The sequence below is a fragment of the Christensenella sp. KGMB01412 genome, assembly GCF_055522415.1.
Window position 1 is genome coordinate 375,105 of the sequence record NZ_JBVFVW010000003.1, and the last position, 18,497, is coordinate 393,601.

Here is an 18,497-nt window from a genome sequence, read left to right on the forward strand (position 1 = left end):
CTTTTTGTGTATGGAATCAGTTTGCTTTTGTCCGGTTTTTATAGCGGTTTATCGTATGCCTCACATAACCCGTATTCAGTGAAATCGCTTAAAAGCTTTGTAAATCTCGATGCCAAACAGTGGTACGAGCGACAAAAGAATCATAATCAGCCAATGTAACGGTGAAAGGGGAATCAGATAAAAAACCGTAGCAAGCGGCGGAATCAGCGCGAACAGCGTAACGATTGCAAAGGAAAGGCTTGCGCTGATAAACAGAGGCTTATTTGACAAAAAACCGATTTTGAAAATCGATTTTGTGCTGCGCACGTTGAAAATATGGACGACGGAGGAATAGCCGAGGATTACAAAGGCCATCGTCTGCCCTGCTTCATACGAAGGAGCCATACCGCCGATCGGAACAAATCGGCCGATGTAAAAGCCGATCAGTGCCGTGATCGTGAAAATAACAGACATCACTGCAATCTTGAGGCCAAGCCCATTTGCGAAAATACTGGCTTTTTTGCTGACCGGAGGACGGAGCATGATGTCATCGTCCGCTTTTTCACGGCTCAGGGAGAAGCCGGGAATACCGTCGGCGACGATATTGATCAGCAAAAGCTGGATCGCTACGACGGGAGCGCCCCAGCCGAGCGCTACGGCAACGATCATAATCAGGATTTCTGAAATGTTACAGCTTAACAGGAAATAGATCGTCTTCTTGATATTGTCATAAACGCGCCGCCCTTCAGAAACAGCGTCAACGATGGTAGCAAAGTTGTCGTCTGTGATGACCATGTCCGCGGCATTTTTCGCAACGTCCGTTCCGGTGATGCCCATTGCAACGCCCACGTCCGCAGCTTTGAGCGCAGGCGCGTCGTTTACGCCGTCTCCTGTCATCGCGACCACCTTTCCGTTTGCCTGCCATGCTTTTACAATACGTATTTTATCCTCCGGGCTTACACGCGCGTATACGGAATATTCCTGCACATGGGCAATCAGGTACTCCTGAGACATCTCGTCCAGGTCCTCGCCGGTGATCGCCTTGTCGTTTTCTCCCAAAATGCCGATTTCCCGCGCAATCGCAGAAGCTGTCACCACATGGTCGCCGGTGATCATAACGGTGCGGATACCGGCCTTTTTCGCTTCTTCCACTGCAATTTTGCTTTCTTCGCGGGGCGGATCGATCATGCCGATGAGTCCCGCGAATTTCAGGTTACACTCGAGCTCTGCCGCGCTCATATCCTCCGGGAGCTTATCATAATATTTATAGGCTGCCGCCATAACGCGAAGCGCTTTCCTGGCAAATTCGTCATGCACAGCCTGCGCGGAATCGCAGTCTGTGAAGCTGTCTACGGGGATTGTGTCAAAAGCGCCCTTTGTAATGACTACATACCTGCCGTCCGGCATTTTGTTTACGGTTGTCATCAGCTTGCGCTCCGAATCAAACGGAAGCTCATATACGCGCGGATATTTTTCCTCAAGATCGTCGGTTGTGATACCTTTATCCTGCAACAGGCGGATGATGGAGGACTCGGTAGGATCACCGATTATTTTTTCGCCGTCCTCGGTCTGCTCGATTACCGCGTTATTTGCAAGGCTGAACAACCGCAAAAGCTTCATTTCCTCGTCTGAAAACTCGTCTTGTGCATCTACGGGAACGCCATCTGCCGTCCAAAGCTTTTTAACGGTCATTTGATTCTGCGTGAGCGTGCCTGTTTTATCCGAGCAAATAACAGAAGCGCTGCCCAGCGTCTCCACAGCGGGAATCCTGCGGATAATTGCGTGCTTTTTGACCATTTGCTGGACGCCGAATGCAAGGGTAATTGTAACGATTACGGGAAGGGTTTCGGGTACGGCTGCCACTGCAAGTGATACTCCCGTAAGCAGCATTTCCATAATGGAATCGCCGTGCAGCAAAATTCCTGTCAGGAATACGAATATGCCTGCTGCGATTGCAATGAGGCTCATATTTTTTCCAAGCTTGTTGAGCCTTAGCTGAAGAGGCGTGCGCTGCTGCTTGGTATCGTTTAGCAGGGCGGCAATCTTGCCCATTTCAGTTTGCATTCCGGTTGCAACCACAACAGCCGTAGCGCGCCCGTTTGTCACAAGGCAACCGGAAAAGACCATATTGGTACGGTCGCCAATCTGCGCGTTATCCTTTACCTGTGCGTTTTCATCCTTTTCAACGGGCGTGCTTTCTCCTGTCAGTACGGATTCATCCGTTTTCAGTCCGCTGCTTTCAATGATACGCGCGTCGGCGGATATCATATCGCCGGCTTCCAGCACAATAATGTCGCCGGGCACAAGGCCCCGAGCATCAATGGGCTGCTTTACACCGCCGCGAATCACGATACAGGTTTGCGTGTTCATGCTTTTGAGGGCTTCAAGCGCACGTTCCGCGCTTGATTCCTGCCTGATCCCAATGACAATATTGATGATGATGATCGCAATAATAACGATCGGTTCCGCAAAATCGCCGCTTGCCTCCGTGAAGGCAAGAAACATGGATACGCCGGCGGCAATCAAAAGGATAAGCGTGGTTACGTCGCGCATCTGCCGCCAGATTTTCGACCATATGGATTCTTTTTTCTTTTCTTCGAACTCGTTTGGGCCAAAGGCCGTAAGCTGCGCGCTGGCCTGGCTTTCGGTGAGCCCGTCCTGCGCGTTGGTATGGAATTCGTTTATTATTTCCCGGATAGGTGGTTTTGTCCAATTCGCCATAATCGTTTCCTTTTCTGTAATAATGATGTTTTATAGCAATTTGTCAAAAGGTTGGTTACAAGCTTTTGGAATAAATTGCAAATACAAGCGATTTATCGTAGGGCCTGTATAACCTGCATTCAGTGAAATCGCTGTAAATATTGTAAACATCCCTTAACCAAAGGAAACAGAGAAGCGGGCAAATGGGGCGATAGTTTATTTTTATTTTAGAAACAGGCAAAACCGTGCAATGACAGGAGGTCAGAACCACTTTTGCTTTTTAAAGAAAACAATACAGAAAACGGCGACAAAAACACTGAAAAGGATGACAAGCGGATAGGCGATCAGCGAATTGTATTCAGGCATCCGAAGGTTCATGCCGTACCAGCCGACGATCAGTGTCAGCGGCATGAAAATCATTGTGACGATGGTGAGTATTTTCATAATGTTGTTCATACGGATATCGACCTCCGCCTGGTAGGCCTCCCTGATTTCAGACACATACTCGCGCAAACCCTTGACCTTGTCGTAAAGCCGGTCTGTTTTACCGTGAAGGATTGTTACGTAATGGACGCTTCGGCTTCCAAGGGCGTGCTTTTGGTTCATACCGACGTATTCGAGGATATCCAAAAGCTGCTCGTAATAATTCATGATGCCCATCAGGTGCTTGCGCTGCCCGATGATTTCCTTGGTAAAGTTTTCCTGCTTATCGGTCAGTACGCGGTCCTCGAGACCGGAAATACGAAGCTCGATTCCGTCGAGCTCCGAAAGGTCGTCCTTGAGTATAAATTCAAAAAATGCACAAATCAGCTTGCCGATGGTGATGTCATTTTGATTTGTTTTGATAAAATCCTCGATCAGGCGTTCGACATTTCCTGTTTTTTCGCATACAAAGCAAAGATTGTTTTTTTGAAGGAAGATGGTCACATAGGGACTGTTTTTGAGCTGATGCGAAAAATGAAAAAAAGGAACGCATAACAGGTCAAAGTCCTCATAGCTTTCATAGCGCATGGACGTATTTTCGAAAATGCGCGTAAGTGTGCCGGCAGAAATATATTTCGATAAAACGCCCGGCGCTTCTTCAAGGCTCAGCACCGATACCACGGAACCGGCGTCTTCGGGATCGATTGTTTCCACAGGCTTCATTTCGCCTTTTTTCAACTGATACAGCATCGCGATTTCCCTCGTTTCGCGTATCATTATAGCACCACGTAAAATGAAATGCAAAATCATACGCCGCTATGCTATAATAAAAGAAAAAACCACCGGTTAGGAGTAACACAGGATGTCGAAATTATGGGGCGGAAGATTTGAAGGGAATACGGACGAGTTTGCAGAGGGGTTTCAGTCCTCGATCAGCTTTGACAGCCGTATGTATCGTGAAGATATATTGGGCAGCATCGCGCATGCGCATATGCTTGGCGAACAGCGGATTATTCCCAAAGAAGACGCAGAAAAGATCGTCGAGGGGCTGAAATCGATCCTTACGGATATCGAGGAGGGAAATGTGGAATTTTCCGTGCATGACGAGGATATCCATATGAATATTGAGCGCCTTCTCACAGAGCGTATTGGCGATACGGGCAAACGCCTGCATACGGGAAGGAGCAGGAATGACCAGGTCGCGACCGATTTTCGCCTGTATATGAAACGGGCGGGGCAGGAGACGATCGAAAACATCACTGCGCTGTGCACAGTACTCATAGACATCGCGGAGGAGAATACGGACACCATTATGACGGCCTATACGCATCTTCAAAAAGCGCAGCCTACGACGCTTGCACACTATATGATGGCGTATTTTGAAATGTTCTACAGGGATATCGAGAGGATGAAGGATTGCATCAGGCATACCGACGTACTGCCGCTTGGCGCGGGCGCGCTGTGCGCCACAACCTACCCAATCGACAGGGAAATGGTTGCAAAAGAGCTTGGTATGTCGGGTATTACGCGTAATAGCCTTGATTCCGTATCGGACAGGGATTTTGCCCTGGAATATCTTTCAGCAGCTTCAATCTGCATGATGCACCTTTCGCGGCTGTGCGAGGAAATCATCCTTTTTTCCACCAACGAATTTGGAACGCTGAGGCTTTCTGATGCGTATTCCACAGGCTCGAGCATTATGCCGCAAAAGAAGAATCCTGATATGGCGGAGCTGATCCGCGGGAAAACAGGGCGCGTATATGGCGATCTCCAGACTTTGCTTGTGGTAATGAAAGGGCTTCCGCTTGCTTATAATAAAGATATGCAGGAGGACAAGGAGTGTACCTTTGACGCGGTGGATACGCTCAACGCATGCCTGCGTGTGATGGGTGGTATGCTCAAAACGGCGGAATGGAAAAAGGACAAGCTTCTGAAAAGCGCAGGCCTTGGCTTCACAAACGCCACGGACGCAGCGGATTATTTTGTAAAGCAGGGAATCCCGTTCCGCGACGCGCACGCGATCATTGGGCATCTGGTGCTTTACTGTGAGCAGAACGGCAAGGCGCTTGACGAGATGACGCTCGATGAAATCAGGAAGTTTGCACCGGATGCGAAAGAAGATATTTTTGATGCAATCCGTCTTGAAACGTGCGTCAATACACGCAACGTACCGGGCGGTCCGGCGCCGGATATGGTAGAAAACCACATCAGGCAGGCAAAGCTGCTGCTTGGGGAGCTGTAAGCGCTAAGGGGATTAAGGGGATATTGAAAATGAAATTATGCTGGAAAAGGCTTGCGGCGTTTACATTGACGCTTTTGTTGTGCGCTGCAGTGGCGGCAGGCTGCTCCCGGGATGCAAAGGAGGCGGAGGCCACAGCGTCGCCGTCTGAATCCGCATCCGCCACTCCATCCAAAATGCCGGAGCCTACGGCGTCTGTCACGCCCACCGCAACGCCTCCTGCGGAGCTGCATGAGGGAATGCAGGGCGTAGAGGTGACGGCGCTGCAGCAGCGTTTGATAGAGCTTGGATATCTTACGGGAGAAGCGACAGATTATTTTGGATCGGAGACAAAATCCGCCCTTGCGGCGTTCCAGAACCAAAATGGGTTGCAGGGAGACGGAATTGCGGGAGAAAAAACGCTTGTACTTCTGAATTCGGGCAAGGCGAAAAAGTGCGATCCTTTTTCGCTGCTTGCACCCACGGTGAATATGAGCTTTGAAGAGCTTGTGATGAGCGACGACGGCACGAGGGACGAATACCCGAAGGGTTACCCGGCGCTTGGTACTTACAAGATCGTCGTAGACCTCGAGCATCAGGTCACAATGGTGTACACAAAGGACGATAATGGCGACTATACAGTCCCGGTGCGTTACATGCTGTGTTCTACGGGCAAGGACGACTGCACGCCGAAGGGAACGTTCCGGATGGATAAATACCATGTGCGTTTCAGCCAGTTTGTGCGAGATAAAACCTATGGCCAATACTGGACGCAGATCGAAGGGGCGATTTACTTCCATACGATATTATATTCTGAATTTGACACGTCCACTTATATTGAAGAGGTGTGGGATAAACTTGGAACGGCGGATTCGCATGGGTGTATCCGGTTGACGGTTCCGGATGCAAAATGGATGTGGTTCCATATTGCGCCGGGCACGACCTGTATAATACGCGATGGAGACAGCGACGACGAGCAGACGGCTGCCATCAGGGAGCAGCTTGTTCTTGCTCCCGCGCCGCAGGAACGCCTGGACACTGAGCCTTCGGCGATCCCGAATACGGATAACTGGCGGATAGGCGATGTGCCGTGCGACGTGCCGTTTGAACAGGGCTCGCAGAATTAAACGCTATTTAACGGCTGTAAAGAAAAAACGGGGAAAACGGTAAATGATTTTACCGTTTTTTTGTTTGGGGTAAGCCGCTTCGTATTGTGCGAGGATGTCCGCTTCAAATGAAGGGATATCCTTTGCATCGAGCTGGCTGAGGTAAGGCCGCAGGCCCGTGCCGCGATACCAGTCCAAAAGATCAAGGGCAGAATCCATCATATAGTAGTATACGACCTGCCACATCGTAAAGCCGGACGATATGCCGGAAAGCAGCTCCTGATATTCTTCAGGACGCAAAGTATAAAAAACGCGGGGATGCGGAAAATAAGAATTCCATTTTTCGCTGCGCACCGTTTTTTCAATGATTTGCTGCACCGGTTCGTTGAGGTTCATAGGCATCTGCACGGCCAGCGTCCCGCCCGGCACGAGAAGCTTGAGCAACGCGGGGATGAGAGTAGCGTGGTCTGGAATCCACTGGATACAGGCATTGGAAAAAACCAGATCAAAATTGTGGGGCAGGGCGTCAAGCCCGTCAGGCGCAAGGCATACCTGCCAGTTAAGCTGCGGATATTCGCTGCGCGCGCAATCGATCATGTTTTCGGAGCCGTCCACACCGAGGATATCGGCCCTGGGATAGACCTCTGCCAAAACAGCCGTGCTGTTTCCGGGCCCGCATCCAAGGTCAAGGATACGGTTGATCCCATTGCGCGGAAGCCTTGCCGCAAGATCGTAGGACGGTTGCGTCCGTTCGGTTTTATATTTTAAGTATAACGCGGAATCCCAGTCAGACATCTTTGCCTCCAAATCGGTCTTTTTATTTATCATACCACAGCTTTGGGATGTTGCTTTATTTTTTTGAAAAAGACGAGCACGCAGGCAATTCCAACCAGGAAGGTGAGGGCTTCCGTAAACGGCCCGGAAAGCCATACGCCGTTTAGTCCAAGCGCCTGCGGCAATAAAAGCACGAGCGGGACAATCAGGATAAAACCGCGCAGCGCAGAAATCACGAATGACGGTTTGGGGCGGGCAATCGAAGCAAAAAATGAGGTTGTCACAATGTTAATGCCCGCAAAGAGGAAGCCGAGGAAATAAAGGCGCAATCCGCCCTGCGTCAGCTCGGAAAGCTCGGCGTTTCCCTCGCTGTTAAAGATAGAGGCAATTTGCTCCGGGATGAGCAATGCGATCAGATAGAAGGCAACGCCGAGGGCAAGGGCAAGGAAAGCTCCCATCAAAAAGGTTTTCCTGACATTTTGAATGTTGCCTGCACCGTAATTCACGCTGATCACAGGCTGAACGCCCTGCCCGACGCCTGTAAAGATAGCGATACACACAAGCGAAAGGTTTGCGACGATCCCGTACGCCGCAACCCCCAGGTCGCCGGCGATGCGCATGATCACCATATTAAAAACAAAGATAATGATACCGGAAGAAAATTCCATAATAAAAGAGGGAAGCCCGGTAAAAACGGAGGAGCGCAGCTCATGCCCGTTCAGCTTCGTTTTTTCCAGCTGAAAGCTGTTTTTGCGGCGGATAAAGTGAGTAGACAGGATCGCCATACTGAGCACCGGAGCGATACCCGTTGCAAGCGCCGCGCCAAATAGCCCGAGCTGCATCGGAAAGACAAAGATATAATCGAACACGATATTAAACAGGCAGCCCGCCAGCATGCCTATCATCGCAAGACGTGGATTCTTGTCGTTACGCACAAAAGCAACAAGCAGGTTGTTTAAAATAAAAGCGCAGGAAAAGCTCATCAGTATTTTCAGGTAGGTGGCTGTCATTTCAATGATGTGTTCGCCTTTCGCGCCGAGCATGACGGCGATGGGACGATTAAAAATAAGCCCTACGCACATCAGGATTGTTCCGCACACAAGGCAAAGTATAAAAGCCTGTGTAAAAATGCGGTTCCCGGATTTACGGTCTCCCTTGCCGGTGGCAATGGAAAAAAGCGTCGCCGCGCCAATGCCGATCATCAGTCCTGCGCCGTTTACGAGACTGTAAGTGGGGATTGCAAGGTTCAATGCCACAAGGCCGTCAGGCCCCACGCCGTTCGCCACAAAAAAGGTATCGGCAAGGACATACAAAGAAAGACCGAACATACTTAGCACGTTCAGCGACACATAACGAAAAAAGGTCCGGTAGATGCTTTTTGAAGCAAGGGTTTCCATAGTATCCTCCTATGACGCAGCTGCTTTTGGCAGCTGGATTTCAAGTATAAAACCGGATGCGATTGCAAAAAAAAAGGTCTGTGCGTATCCACAGGCCTGACAATACGAGATAAATTCTGCATCCATGCTTTGCATCGGCCCGGCGGCCCCGCAAAGCTGCTTTTTCAATTCGCTTGCATTATAGCAAATGGGGAAGTGATTGTCAAGCAAAGCGAAAAACCGGATGCCAGCATCCGGTTTTCCAAAAGGTATGGTATGTATTAAGAATGGGGGGAGTGTTAACTAGTTTGATTTGTGGCAGTCATGCGAACAAGAATCGCATCCGCCGCAGCATCCGCCCTTTTTATGCCGGCGGACTATCGCAAATATCGAAAGCGCGAGCAGCGCTCCCACAATGGCAATTACTAAAATCGTACCGGGTGTCATAAAAAACGCCTCTTTCCTGTTTGATTTTCTCACAATTTGTGCCGCCGTCCAACGGTTTTATGGAGGTCGCCCATTGGCGGCGGCAAAGCTTGTGAATGGATGCGTACCGATCTGTATTTCCGGTTGTCAGGCCCGGGAAACAAAACATTTTTTGAATGATGCACGACAGTTACCGGCCCGGCACTTATAGGCTTTCACTGTTGCCTCTCATCAAAGGAGTACGCTTTCGATTAGCATTCGCTAACCTGCTGCTAAACCAACATGTGTTTGCAAGGAAGTTTCCTTCTGTAAGATGGAAAGCTCACACGATGTAAGTTAGCAATAACTAACTACAAGCTTATTCTATCATTCCACATGCACTGTGTCAAGGGTTTTGTTAAAACTTATTGAGAAGATTTTTCAGGTATGTTACAATGTAACGAAAAGTATGAGGAATTTCATTCTATTCTCATTTTAACGACAGCCTGGCTGGTTATATATATAAAATAAAAGGAATTTAGAAACGGGAGAATTTTACCATGCGTGAATCTGGAGAAAATTATCTGGAAACAATTTTGATGCTGCAAAAGAGACTGGGAAGCGTGCGTTCCATTGACATTGCAAACGAGCTGGAATATTCCAAGCCCAGCATCAGCAGGGCAATGGGTATATTAAAAGACGATGGATATATTGCGATTGATAAGGGCGGCTATATCGAGCTTACGGACAAAGGCCACGAAAAAGCGGAGGAAGTATATGAACGCCATGTGCTGATTCAGAAGTTCCTGATGGAAACGCTGCAGGTTGAGGCGGACGTTGCAGAGCAGGACGCCTGCCGGATCGAGCATATCATCAGCCAGCACACGTTCGACCGCATCAAGGCTTACGTAGAGGATGAACGGTAAGCCCCTGTATTAATTGAGGCCTGCCTTGTGCGAAAAAGGCACTTTCAGTGCAAATAAAACCGCTGTGCGTTCAGAGCGCAGCGGTTTTTCTGTACAGAATAACGCAAGAACGGTTTCCTGAAAGATACCGATACGGAAATGGGCAGCCCGGCTAAGGCTGCCCATTTCAATATTAAGTATAAGGTGAGAATTTTACCGTAATGGTTAAATCAATAGTTGGCTTCCACAGCAGAAAGTGTACGGCCTTTTTTCGCAGGATCGTAGCCTTTGCGCGCCATCAGCCATACGATTAAGGCTATGAGCACTATGGCTATGACCGCACCCACTCCAAATGGTGCTCCGAGAACAAGTACGTTTCCAAGCTGGAAAATGATGAAGGCGACTACATATGCAAGCAATGTCTGATAGCCGATTGCCGCCCATGTCCATTTCGCGCTGCCCATTTCACGTTTGATTGCGCCGATTGCTGCAAAGCAGGGTGCGCACAGCAGGTTGAACGCCATGAAGGAGAATGCGCTGACCACCGTGAAGGAAGCTGCAACGCTCGAGAGCAGCGCCACGCTTTCCTCTGTTGCGTCTGCGATACCATGTAAAACGCCCATCGTTGCAACAACATTCTCCTTGGCTACAAGTCCGGTGATGGTTGCGACGGAGGACTGCCAGTCCCCAAAGCCAAGCGGTGCGAATACCGGGGCGATAAAGCTGCCGATTGCCGCAAGCATACTGTCTTCAATGTCCACCATCTGGAACTGTGCGTTGAAGTTGCTCAGCAGCCAGATCACAACTGTGGAGGCAAAGATGATCGTACCGGCTTTGATGATAAAGGATTTTCCACGTTCCCACATATGGATCAGTACGCCCTTTGCGCCGGGCACACGGTATTGCGGAAGCTCCATAACAAACGGGGCAGGTTCGCCTGCGAAGGGTTTCATCTTCTTTAGGATAATACCGGAAATGATGATCATGCCGATTCCAAGGAAGTACGCGCAGGGCGCAAGCCACCAGGAGTTCTCCGGGAACATCGCACCCGCGATCAGCGCGATGATCGGCAGCTTTGCGCCGCAGGGCACAAAGGTGGTCGTCATGATTGTCATACGCCGGTCGGGTTCATTCTCAATCGTACGGCTTGCCATGATGCCAGGAACGCCGCAGCCGGATGCAACCATCATAGGAATGAAGGATTTTCCGGAAAGCCCGAATTTGCGGAAGATACGGTCCATGATGAACGCAACACGCGCCATATAACCGCAATCCTCAAGCAGCGCCAGCAGTACAAACAGGATGAGCATCTGTGGTACGAAGCCGATAATCGCTCCCACACCGCCTATAATTCCGTCAACCACAAGGCTTTGCGTCCAGTCCGCAGCTCCGATTGCCGCGAGGCCGTCGGAGGCCCAGCCGGAGATATATTCGCCGAACAGCACGTCGTTGGTCCAGTCTGTTACGATTGTTCCAAGCCAACTGACGGAGATGAAGTACACCAGAAACATAACGCCGATGAAGATCGGAATCGCTGCCGCACGGTTTGTTACCACACGGTCAATCTTATCTGAGATTGTCATTTGCTGGCTGCGTTTTTTTACTGTTTTGTGCATCAGGTGCTGGATGAAAGTATAACGTTCGTTGGTGATAATGCTTTCGCTGTCGTCGTCATACTGGTTTTCACACTGCCGCGTGAGCGCCTCGATTTTTTCCCTGGTGTCTGCTTTGAATTTGAATTGCTCCCACACCTTCTCGTCGCGCTCAAACAGCTTGATCGCGTACCAGCGAAGGTTCGCTGGCTCTACGACGCCGCTAATGAGGGCTTCGATTCCTTCGAGGGTTTGCTCCACATCGCCGGAAAATTTGTGGACGATAGGCTGGACCTTAACCGTTTGGGTAACGTTGCTTGCCGTCCTGATCACTTCGTCAAGGCCGGTGCCTTTGAGGGCCGAGGTCTCGATAATCGGGCATCCCAGCTCTTCGCTTAACTTCTTAACGTCGATTTTGTCGCCGCTCTTTTTCACAACGTCCATCATATTGAGCGCTATTACAACCGGGATTCCGGTTTCCAGAAGCTGCGTTGTGAGGTAAAGGTTCCGTTCGATATTGGTGCCGTCTACGATATCGATAATGACGTCCGGGTGCTCTTTGAGTAAATAATTGCGCGCTACCACTTCTTCAAGCGTATACGGAGATAATGAATAAATACCCGGAAGGTCGGTCACGGTGATGTCCTTGATACTTTTTAATTTACCCTCTTTTTTTTCAACCGTTACGCCCGGCCAGTTGCCCACATATTGAGATGCGCCAGTCAGGTCGTTGAACATGGTTGTTTTGCCGCAGTTTGGGTTTCCTGCGAGTGCAAATTTCATTGACATGATATCCTCCTTCGTACAAAAATCGTTAGCTTGAGCTAACCAATTTGCTGAAAAAATGCAGAGAAAAACTCTGCCAAATAAAGTAAAGAGCGCGTTATAGCAATTTGTCAAAAGGTTGGTTACAAGCTTTTGGTATAAATTGCAAATCCAGGCGGTTTACCGTGCGTCCTGCACAACCTGCATTCAGTTAAACCGCTGTAAAATTCCGCTCAGCCCACTTGTATGATTTCCGCATCCGCCTTGCGGATCGAAAGCTCATAACCTCTTACGGTCACCTCGACAGGATCGCCCAGGGGCGCAACCTTGCGCACATAGACCGGCGTTCCCTTTGTGATGCCCATATCCATAATCCTGCGCTTCACAGGCCCTGAACCGCAAAGCTTGGTGACGGTAACCGTCTCGCCACATTTTACGCCGCGGAGCGTTTTACCGCCGGATACATCGTGTTGATTCTTCATGTAATCTTCTCCTTTCCGTTTGATCTCACTAAATTTATAATGCAGGCGCAAAAGGGCCGCATTGTCCAAAAAATCAGGAGTCTGCAACCATGATGCGGTTTGCCATGCTCTTGCTGATTGCGATACGTGAATCCTTGACGTTGACAATCATATTGCCACCCATTTCAGTAATCACAGTTACGTTTTCACCTTCCACAAAGCCAAGGCTTCCCAGAAAGTGACGAACGTCGTCCTTCCCGTTGATCTTGCAGATAAAAGCTTTTCTGCCTGCCGGCGCCATCGTAAGAGGCATAATAGAGATCACTCCTTCCAAAATTAGCGATTGCTAACATAAAAACCAAAGATTGGGGTTAGCTCTTACTAACCCTCTTCTAAAATAAAGTTTACCATTGCTAACCAAAATAGTCAATCAGAAACCAAAAATTTTTTGAAACATTTTTCAAAAAAGCGGCTGAAATAAAAAACGGCACGGATCATCCGTACCGTTCGTGTGACAGTAATCAGATTTTATCCTTCAGTGCAAGGGCGCGCACCTTCAGCGGCAGGCCGAACAGGTTGATAAATCCTTCGGCATCCTTGTGGTTGTAAACTTCATCTTCGCCAAAGGTTGCGAATTCTTCGCTGTACAGCGAGTAAGGCGACTTCAGGCCAACGTGTTTACAGTTGCCCTTATAAAGCTTCATGCGAACGGTGCCCGTAACGGTCTTCTGTGTTTCCGCAACGAATGCGCTGAGCGCCTCGCGCAGCGGGCAGAACCATTTTCCATCATAGACGAGCTCCGCAAATTTTGTGGCAACGCCTTCCTTATAGTGCATGGTATCTTTATCGAGCGTCAGCGTTTCAAGCGCCGCATGCGCCGTGTAAAGGATGCGTCCGCCCGGATTTTCGTAAACGCCGCGGCTCTTCATACCCACAAGACGGTTTTCTACGAGGTCGTCAATGCCCACGCCGTTTTCAGCGCCAAGCTCGTTTAGCTTTGTAACAAGCTCAACAGGGGAATACTTCTGTCCGTCGATTGATACGGGGATTCCCTGCTCAAATTCAATCGTAAAGTAGCACGGCTTGTCCGGAGCCTCTTCCGGCGTTTTGCAGATCATATACAGGTCGTCCTTCGGCTCGTTCCACGGATCCTCAAGATCCGCGCCCTCGTGGGAGAGGTGCCATATGTTGGCGTCCATGCTGTAGTTGTGCTCCTTATCCACCGGCACGGGGATGTTCCTTGCCTGTGCATATTCAATTTCTTCCTCACGGGATTTGATATCCCAGATGCGCCACGGGGCAATGATATCGAGCTCGGGAGCAAGCGCTTTCACAGTCAGCTCAAAACGAACCTGGTCGTTTCCCTTTCCGGTAGCGCCGTGGCAGATCGCATCCGCGCCGACTTCCTTTGCAATCTCCACAAGGCGTTTTGCGATGATCGGGCGCGCAAACGACGTACCCAGAAGGTATTTGCCCTCGTACATCGCATCTGCCTGCATCGTCGGATATACATAATCGGTAATGAATTCTTCTGTCAGATCCTCGATATACGCGTCGGACGCGCCGGTACCCAATGCTTTTTCGTAAAGGCCGTCAAGCTCTTTGCCCTGGCCTACGTCTCCGCATACCGCGATTACGTCCTTTACGCCGTAGGTTTCCTTCAGCCACGGAATGATGATCGATGTATCAAGACCGCCCGAATATGCCAGAACTACTTTGTTGTACTGTTTTTTAGTTTCCATTTTTAAACCCCTTTTTCGCGCCGGGGGCGCGTAATATTCATTTGATGTTTATAATTATACATAAAAATGAATAATTATGCAATAGTAAATTTGAAAATAATAAAACTATTTTAACGAAGCCGCAAATTGCACAAAAATAGAAAATCAGGTATACTGGGGTTAGCAATCAAATCAGGAAACAGGAGAAAAGTATTTGATCGTTTTGGGAATTGATCCGGGGCTTGCCACCGTCGGCTACGGCGTGGTAAGCTGCGATGAAAAAACAAGGCTGCAGCTCATCGATTATGGCACCATACTGACGGAAGCGAGGGAACAATTTCCCATTCGCCTCAAGCAGATATCGCATGGCATCACGCAGCTTATTGAGATGTATTCGCCGGATTGCGTGGCCTTTGAAGAGCTGTTTTTCAATAAAAATGTAAAGACGGCGATCAATGTGGCGCAGGCAAGGGGGGCGGCGCTTGTTGCAGCTTCCGAAAAAACAGAGGAACTTTATGAATATACGCCCCTGCAAATCAAACAGGCTGTGGTAGGCTATGGACGTGCGGACAAAAACCAGGTGCAGATCATGGTTAAGACGCTCCTGTCCTTAAAAGAGATACCAAAGCCGGACGATGCGGCAGACGCGGTCGCTGTGGCAATCTGTCATGCGCACAGCGCCCATACGGCGGGAATACTCAATACAAAGATCAAATAAGGAGAAACGAATGTACGCATATATCTCGGGCGAGGTGGCTCAAAAGGCGGCGAATTACGCGGTGATTGATGTAAACGGCGTGGGGTACCGGATTTTTACGGATACGTTTTCGCTTAATATGCTCAAAACAGGAGAGAAAGGCAAGCTGTATACCTATTTAAAGGTTGCCGAGGACGATATGACACTTTACGGCTTTGCTACGGTAGAGCAGAAGGCAATGTTTGAAAAGCTTCTTTCAATCAGCGGGGTTGGCCCCAAGGCTGCGGCTTCTGTGCTTTCCACCATGCGTGTCAACGATATCGCCGCGGCGGTGATTTCCAGTGACGACAAGGCGTTCACCGGCGTACCGGGTATCGGCAAAAAAACAGCGCAGCGCCTTGTGCTGGAGCTGAAGGAAAAGGTGGACTTTGAAGACGCGATAGGGGATGGCGGCGTCGATATGAGCGTAATCACGCAGGATGCGGGGCAGGAAGCGGTCGCCGCACTGGTGGGCCTTGGTTACAACAGGCAGGAAGCTGTCCAGGCAATTTCAGCGGTAAAAAGTTTGGGAGACAGCGCGGAAGAGCTCGTTTCCCTGGCGTTAAAAAGAATGGGAAGATAAAAGGAGTATCATAAAATGAAACGGATATTGATCGTAATCATGACGGCGCTGCTCATAACGGTTTTTGCCGCGTGCGCCAAACAGGAAACGCCTTCGGCGCAAACGGAGTCGCCGCAGGCTTCGCAGGGGGCACAGATCGCAAACCCATGGAAGGATGCAAAGGACGCGGCAGAGGTCAAAGAAATGACCGGGCTTGAAATGGGTTCTTTGCCGGAAGGAGCGACAGACGTTACTTATTCTGTGCTCGAAAGCCAGAAGCTCGCGCAGGCTGTGTTCACATGGAAGGGCGATACCTATACGCTTCGTATGGTGAAGGGCTCGCCTGAAGAGGATCTCTCGGGCATGTTTGTTGAATTTGATGAGACGCAGGAACTGAGGTTTGAGGATTACCCGTATACCATCCGCTATAATGAAGGAGCGGAAGGTGTGGCCGAGTGGCATGACGAGCTTACGGATGTGGAATATTCCGTTACAATGCAGACAGGCGCCACAAAGGATAAGCTTTCCGATGTTTCGGTGGCTCTTATCCCCGCAGGTTGATTGGAAGCAAATGTCAAAGCCCTGGGAAATCTGCTGATTTTCCCGGGGCTTTCCATATTTCGCCGAAAAACAACGTATTTCTTTCGGCAGGAGGATAGTGTATAATAGGAAGCAATCAGGAATTTGACAGGAGAAGGCAATGGAAGAAGAATCTCGAATCGTTTCGGGAATGAAAATGAACGAAGATGTGACTGCGGATGCGTCCCTGCGCCCGCAGTCTCTTGGCGAATATATCGGGCAGGAAAAGGTCAAGGAGAAGATGGCGATCTTTATTGAGGCGGCAAAGCTGCGGGGTGAAGCGCTCGACCATGTTTTGCTCTATGGCCCGCCCGGCCTTGGAAAAACGACGCTCGCGCATATTATCGCCCAGGAGCTGAACGTCAATATCCGTATCACTTCCGGCCCGGCGATCGAGCGTCCGGGAGACCTTGCAGCGCTGCTGACAAACCTTTCGGATAAGGACGTTTTATTTATCGATGAAATACACCGCCTCAATACGAGCGTAGAGGAGGTGCTTTATCCTGCCATGGAAGATTATGCGCTGGATATTATTCTCGGCAAAGGGCCGTCCGCACGCTCGATGCGTATCGATCTGCCAAGGTTCACGCTTGTTGGGGCCACGACGCGCGCCGGGATGCTGACTTCACCGCTGAGGGACCGTTTCGGCGTGATCAACCGCCTGCAAATGTATGACGCGGATCAGTTGAAAACGATTGTTAAGCGCTCCGCAAAGATACTCGATATCCACGTGGATGAAGAGGGGGCGGCAGAGATCGCGCGCCGCTCGCGTGGGACTCCGCGTATCGCCAACAGGCTTTTGCGCCGCGTAAGGGATTTTGCCGATGTGCGCGCGGAGGGGATCATTACGAGGGAAGCTGCGGATGAAGGCCTAAAGCTGCTCGAGGTGGACGGGCTTGGGCTCGATCATTCAGACCGGCTGGTGCTCGATGCGATCATTACAAAGTTTGGAGGCGGGCCGGTAGGGCTTGATACGCTGGCGGCGACGACAGGCGAGGAATCCGGCACAATCGAGGACGTTATTGAACCATTTTTGCTGCAGCTTGGGTTCCTGCAACGTACGCCGAGAGGACGCTGCGCGACAGAGCACGCATACCGGCACATGGGGATTCCACTCCCGCAAAAGACTGATAATAAGGGGCAAACCAGACTGTTCTAGTCTGTATAATACACGATGAAAACATCAGATTTTGACTATGAATTACCTGAAGAGCTGATCGCGCAGACTCCGGTCAGTCCAAGGGATCATTCCCGCCTGCTTGTTTACGACAGGCAGACAAAAGAAACATTTGACAGGCACTTTTACGACGTAACGGATTACTTGAAAAAGGGCGATGTACTTGTTGTAAACGAAACAAAGGTCATTCCGGCCCGTTTGTATGGCAAAAAGCGAGGCACGGAAACGGACTTTGAATTTTTGCTGCTCAAAAGGCTGCAGCTCGACATATGGGAAGTGATTATGCGTCCGGGAAAAAAATTAAAACCGGGCGGTTTTGTTGATTTTGGCGACGACCTGTGCGCCGAGCTTTTGTGTAAAAAAGAAGACGGCGTATGCGAGGTACGGTTTCATTACGACGGCGTTTTTGAGGAGCTTTTGGACCGGTACGGAAATATGCCGCTGCCACCCTATATCACGGAAAAACTGGAGGAAAAGGAACGGTACCAGACGGTTTACGCAAAAGAGGACGGCAGCGCCGCAGCGCCAACGGCCGGCCTGCATTTTACGCCTGAGCTGATGCGGAAAATCGAAGAGATGGGAGTTACCATCGTAAAAATTCTCCTGCATGTAGGGCTTGGAACATTCCGCCCGATGAAGGAAGATACGGTAGAAGAGCACATTATGCACTCCGAGTATTACAGCGTGAGCGAGCAGGCCGCGCGCATGATCAACGATGCGAAAAAAGAGGGCAGACGCGTGATCGCTGTGGGCACAACAAGCGTGCGTACGCTTGAAAGCGCAGCGTGCGGCGGACGTGTGCAGGCGGGAAGCGCGGATACGGATATTTTTATTTATCCGGGCTATGACTACCAGATCGTTGACGCGCTCATTACGAATTTCCATTTGCCTAAATCCACGCTGATCATGCTTGTGAGCGCTTTTTGCGGCAGGGAGGAAACGCTTCGTATTTATCGCAGGGCAGTGGAAGAGCGGTACCGTTTTTTCAGCTTTGGCGACGCGATGCTGATCATATAAA

The 18,497-nt window shown here is 49.9% G+C and carries 17 protein-coding genes; 8 read left to right on the plus strand and 9 right to left on the minus strand.

Annotated elements, in window-relative coordinates:
• Positions 1-75 precede the first annotated feature (75 nt).
• Positions 76-2,700 (minus strand): cation-translocating P-type ATPase, encoded by a 2,625-nt coding sequence (locus ACS5WU_RS07305; protein WP_059108735.1) that lies wholly within the window; start codon positions 2,698-2,700, stop codon positions 76-78.
• 240 nt (positions 2,701-2,940) lie between these two features.
• Positions 2,941-3,879, minus strand: coding sequence for a magnesium transporter CorA family protein (locus tag ACS5WU_RS07310; RefSeq protein ID WP_052740461.1), 939 nt, complete (start codon positions 3,877-3,879; stop codon positions 2,941-2,943).
• Positions 3,880-3,964: 85 nt separating this feature from the next.
• Between ACS5WU_RS07310 and argH the strand changes: the two genes are divergently transcribed.
• Both argH and ACS5WU_RS07320 read left to right on the plus strand, forming a co-directional pair.
• Positions 3,965-5,344, plus strand: a complete 1,380-nt coding sequence (gene argH, locus ACS5WU_RS07315; protein ID WP_302760128.1) for an argininosuccinate lyase — start codon at positions 3,965-3,967, stop codon at positions 5,342-5,344.
• A gap of 29 nt (positions 5,345-5,373) precedes the next feature.
• Positions 5,374-6,447, plus strand: a complete 1,074-nt coding sequence (locus ACS5WU_RS07320; protein WP_302760127.1) for a L,D-transpeptidase family protein — start codon at positions 5,374-5,376, stop codon at positions 6,445-6,447.
• A gap of 3 nt (positions 6,448-6,450) precedes the next feature.
• On the opposite strand, the gene ACS5WU_RS07325 is transcribed toward ACS5WU_RS07320, so the two are convergent.
• The 3 genes from ACS5WU_RS07325 to ACS5WU_RS07335 all read right to left on the minus strand — a co-directional run bounded on the left by ACS5WU_RS07325 (position 6,451) and on the right by ACS5WU_RS07335 (position 9,056).
• Entirely contained in the window at positions 6,451-7,221 is a 771-nt protein-coding gene (locus tag ACS5WU_RS07325) for a methyltransferase domain-containing protein (RefSeq protein ID WP_302760126.1), read from the minus strand.
• Between the two features lie 29 nt (positions 7,222-7,250).
• Complete coding sequence (locus ACS5WU_RS07330) at positions 7,251-8,597, minus strand: MATE family efflux transporter (RefSeq protein WP_302760125.1); 1,347 nt, start codon at positions 8,595-8,597, stop codon at positions 7,251-7,253.
• Between the two features lie 282 nt (positions 8,598-8,879).
• Positions 8,880-9,056 carry a FeoB-associated Cys-rich membrane protein gene (locus ACS5WU_RS07335; RefSeq protein ID WP_082674777.1) on the minus strand — a complete coding sequence of 59 codons (177 nt, stop codon included), beginning with the start codon at positions 9,054-9,056 and terminating at the stop codon, positions 8,880-8,882.
• 485 nt (positions 9,057-9,541) lie between these two features.
• Between ACS5WU_RS07335 and ACS5WU_RS07340 the strand changes: the two genes are divergently transcribed.
• Positions 9,542-9,907 carry a metal-dependent transcriptional regulator gene (locus ACS5WU_RS07340; protein ID WP_046443591.1) on the plus strand — a complete coding sequence of 122 codons (366 nt, stop codon included), beginning with the start codon at positions 9,542-9,544 and terminating at the stop codon, positions 9,905-9,907.
• A gap of 209 nt (positions 9,908-10,116) precedes the next feature.
• Here ACS5WU_RS07340 and feoB read toward each other — a convergent pair whose 3' ends face one another.
• The 4 genes from feoB to ACS5WU_RS07360 all read right to left on the minus strand — a co-directional run bounded on the left by feoB (position 10,117) and on the right by ACS5WU_RS07360 (position 14,446).
• The gene (gene feoB, locus ACS5WU_RS07345; RefSeq protein WP_059108740.1) at positions 10,117-12,267 is read right to left on the minus strand and encodes a ferrous iron transport protein B; all 2,151 of its coding nucleotides are present in this window, start codon (positions 12,265-12,267) and stop codon (positions 10,117-10,119) included.
• Positions 12,268-12,476: 209 nt separating this feature from the next.
• Positions 12,477-12,725 (minus strand): FeoA family protein, encoded by a 249-nt coding sequence (locus tag ACS5WU_RS07350; RefSeq protein ID WP_046443593.1) that lies wholly within the window; start codon positions 12,723-12,725, stop codon positions 12,477-12,479.
• A gap of 73 nt (positions 12,726-12,798) precedes the next feature.
• Positions 12,799-13,017 carry a FeoA family protein gene (locus ACS5WU_RS07355; RefSeq protein ID WP_046443594.1) on the minus strand — a complete coding sequence of 73 codons (219 nt, stop codon included), beginning with the start codon at positions 13,015-13,017 and terminating at the stop codon, positions 12,799-12,801.
• A 208-nt stretch (positions 13,018-13,225) separates the two neighbouring features.
• Entirely contained in the window at positions 13,226-14,446 is a 1,221-nt protein-coding gene (locus ACS5WU_RS07360) for an argininosuccinate synthase (RefSeq protein ID WP_046443595.1), read from the minus strand.
• A 193-nt stretch (positions 14,447-14,639) separates the two neighbouring features.
• Here ACS5WU_RS07360 and ruvC point away from each other — a divergent pair, with 193 nt between their 5' ends.
• The 5 genes from ruvC (at position 14,640) to queA (ending at position 18,496) form a co-directional block, all read left to right on the plus strand.
• On the plus strand, positions 14,640-15,143 hold the full coding sequence (ruvC, locus tag ACS5WU_RS07365) for a crossover junction endodeoxyribonuclease RuvC (protein WP_046443596.1): 504 nt from the start codon (positions 14,640-14,642) through the stop codon (positions 15,141-15,143).
• Between the two features lie 10 nt (positions 15,144-15,153).
• Entirely contained in the window at positions 15,154-15,744 is a 591-nt protein-coding gene (gene ruvA, locus ACS5WU_RS07370; protein ID WP_046443597.1) for a Holliday junction branch migration protein RuvA, read from the plus strand.
• A gap of 15 nt (positions 15,745-15,759) precedes the next feature.
• On the plus strand, positions 15,760-16,284 hold the full coding sequence (locus tag ACS5WU_RS07375) for a hypothetical protein (RefSeq protein WP_302760123.1): 525 nt from the start codon (positions 15,760-15,762) through the stop codon (positions 16,282-16,284).
• Positions 16,285-16,423: 139 nt separating this feature from the next.
• The gene (ruvB, locus tag ACS5WU_RS07380; RefSeq protein ID WP_302760122.1) at positions 16,424-17,461 is read left to right on the plus strand and encodes a Holliday junction branch migration DNA helicase RuvB; all 1,038 of its coding nucleotides are present in this window, start codon (positions 16,424-16,426) and stop codon (positions 17,459-17,461) included.
• 15 nt (positions 17,462-17,476) lie between these two features.
• Positions 17,477-18,496 (plus strand): tRNA preQ1(34) S-adenosylmethionine ribosyltransferase-isomerase QueA, encoded by a 1,020-nt coding sequence (gene queA, locus ACS5WU_RS07385; RefSeq protein ID WP_046443600.1) that lies wholly within the window; start codon positions 17,477-17,479, stop codon positions 18,494-18,496.
• Position 18,497 lies beyond the last annotated feature (1 nt).

Coding starts and splice junctions, on each gene's coding strand:
- ACS5WU_RS07305 (WP_059108735.1), bottom strand. CDS start 2,700: ATGGCGAATTGGACAAAACCACCTATCCGGGAAATAATAAACGAATTC.
- ACS5WU_RS07310 (WP_052740461.1), bottom strand. CDS start 3,879: ATGATACGCGAAACGAGGGAAATCGCGATGCTGTATCAGTTGAAAAAA.
- argH (WP_302760128.1), top strand. CDS start 3,965: ATGTCGAAATTATGGGGCGGAAGATTTGAAGGGAATACGGACGAGTTT.
- ACS5WU_RS07320 (WP_302760127.1), top strand. CDS start 5,374: ATGAAATTATGCTGGAAAAGGCTTGCGGCGTTTACATTGACGCTTTTG.
- ACS5WU_RS07325 (WP_302760126.1), bottom strand. CDS start 7,221: ATGTCTGACTGGGATTCCGCGTTATACTTAAAATATAAAACCGAACGG.
- ACS5WU_RS07330 (WP_302760125.1), bottom strand. CDS start 8,597: ATGGAAACCCTTGCTTCAAAAAGCATCTACCGGACCTTTTTTCGTTAT.
- ACS5WU_RS07340 (WP_046443591.1), top strand. CDS start 9,542: ATGCGTGAATCTGGAGAAAATTATCTGGAAACAATTTTGATGCTGCAA.
- feoB (WP_059108740.1), bottom strand. CDS start 12,267: ATGTCAATGAAATTTGCACTCGCAGGAAACCCAAACTGCGGCAAAACA.
- ACS5WU_RS07350 (WP_046443593.1), bottom strand. CDS start 12,725: ATGAAGAATCAACACGATGTATCCGGCGGTAAAACGCTCCGCGGCGTA.
- ACS5WU_RS07355 (WP_046443594.1), bottom strand. CDS start 13,017: ATGCCTCTTACGATGGCGCCGGCAGGCAGAAAAGCTTTTATCTGCAAG.
- ACS5WU_RS07360 (WP_046443595.1), bottom strand. CDS start 14,446: ATGGAAACTAAAAAACAGTACAACAAAGTAGTTCTGGCATATTCGGGC.
- ruvA (WP_046443597.1), top strand. CDS start 15,154: ATGTACGCATATATCTCGGGCGAGGTGGCTCAAAAGGCGGCGAATTAC.
- ACS5WU_RS07375 (WP_302760123.1), top strand. CDS start 15,760: ATGAAACGGATATTGATCGTAATCATGACGGCGCTGCTCATAACGGTT.
- ruvB (WP_302760122.1), top strand. CDS start 16,424: ATGGAAGAAGAATCTCGAATCGTTTCGGGAATGAAAATGAACGAAGAT.
- queA (WP_046443600.1), top strand. CDS start 17,477: ATGAAAACATCAGATTTTGACTATGAATTACCTGAAGAGCTGATCGCG.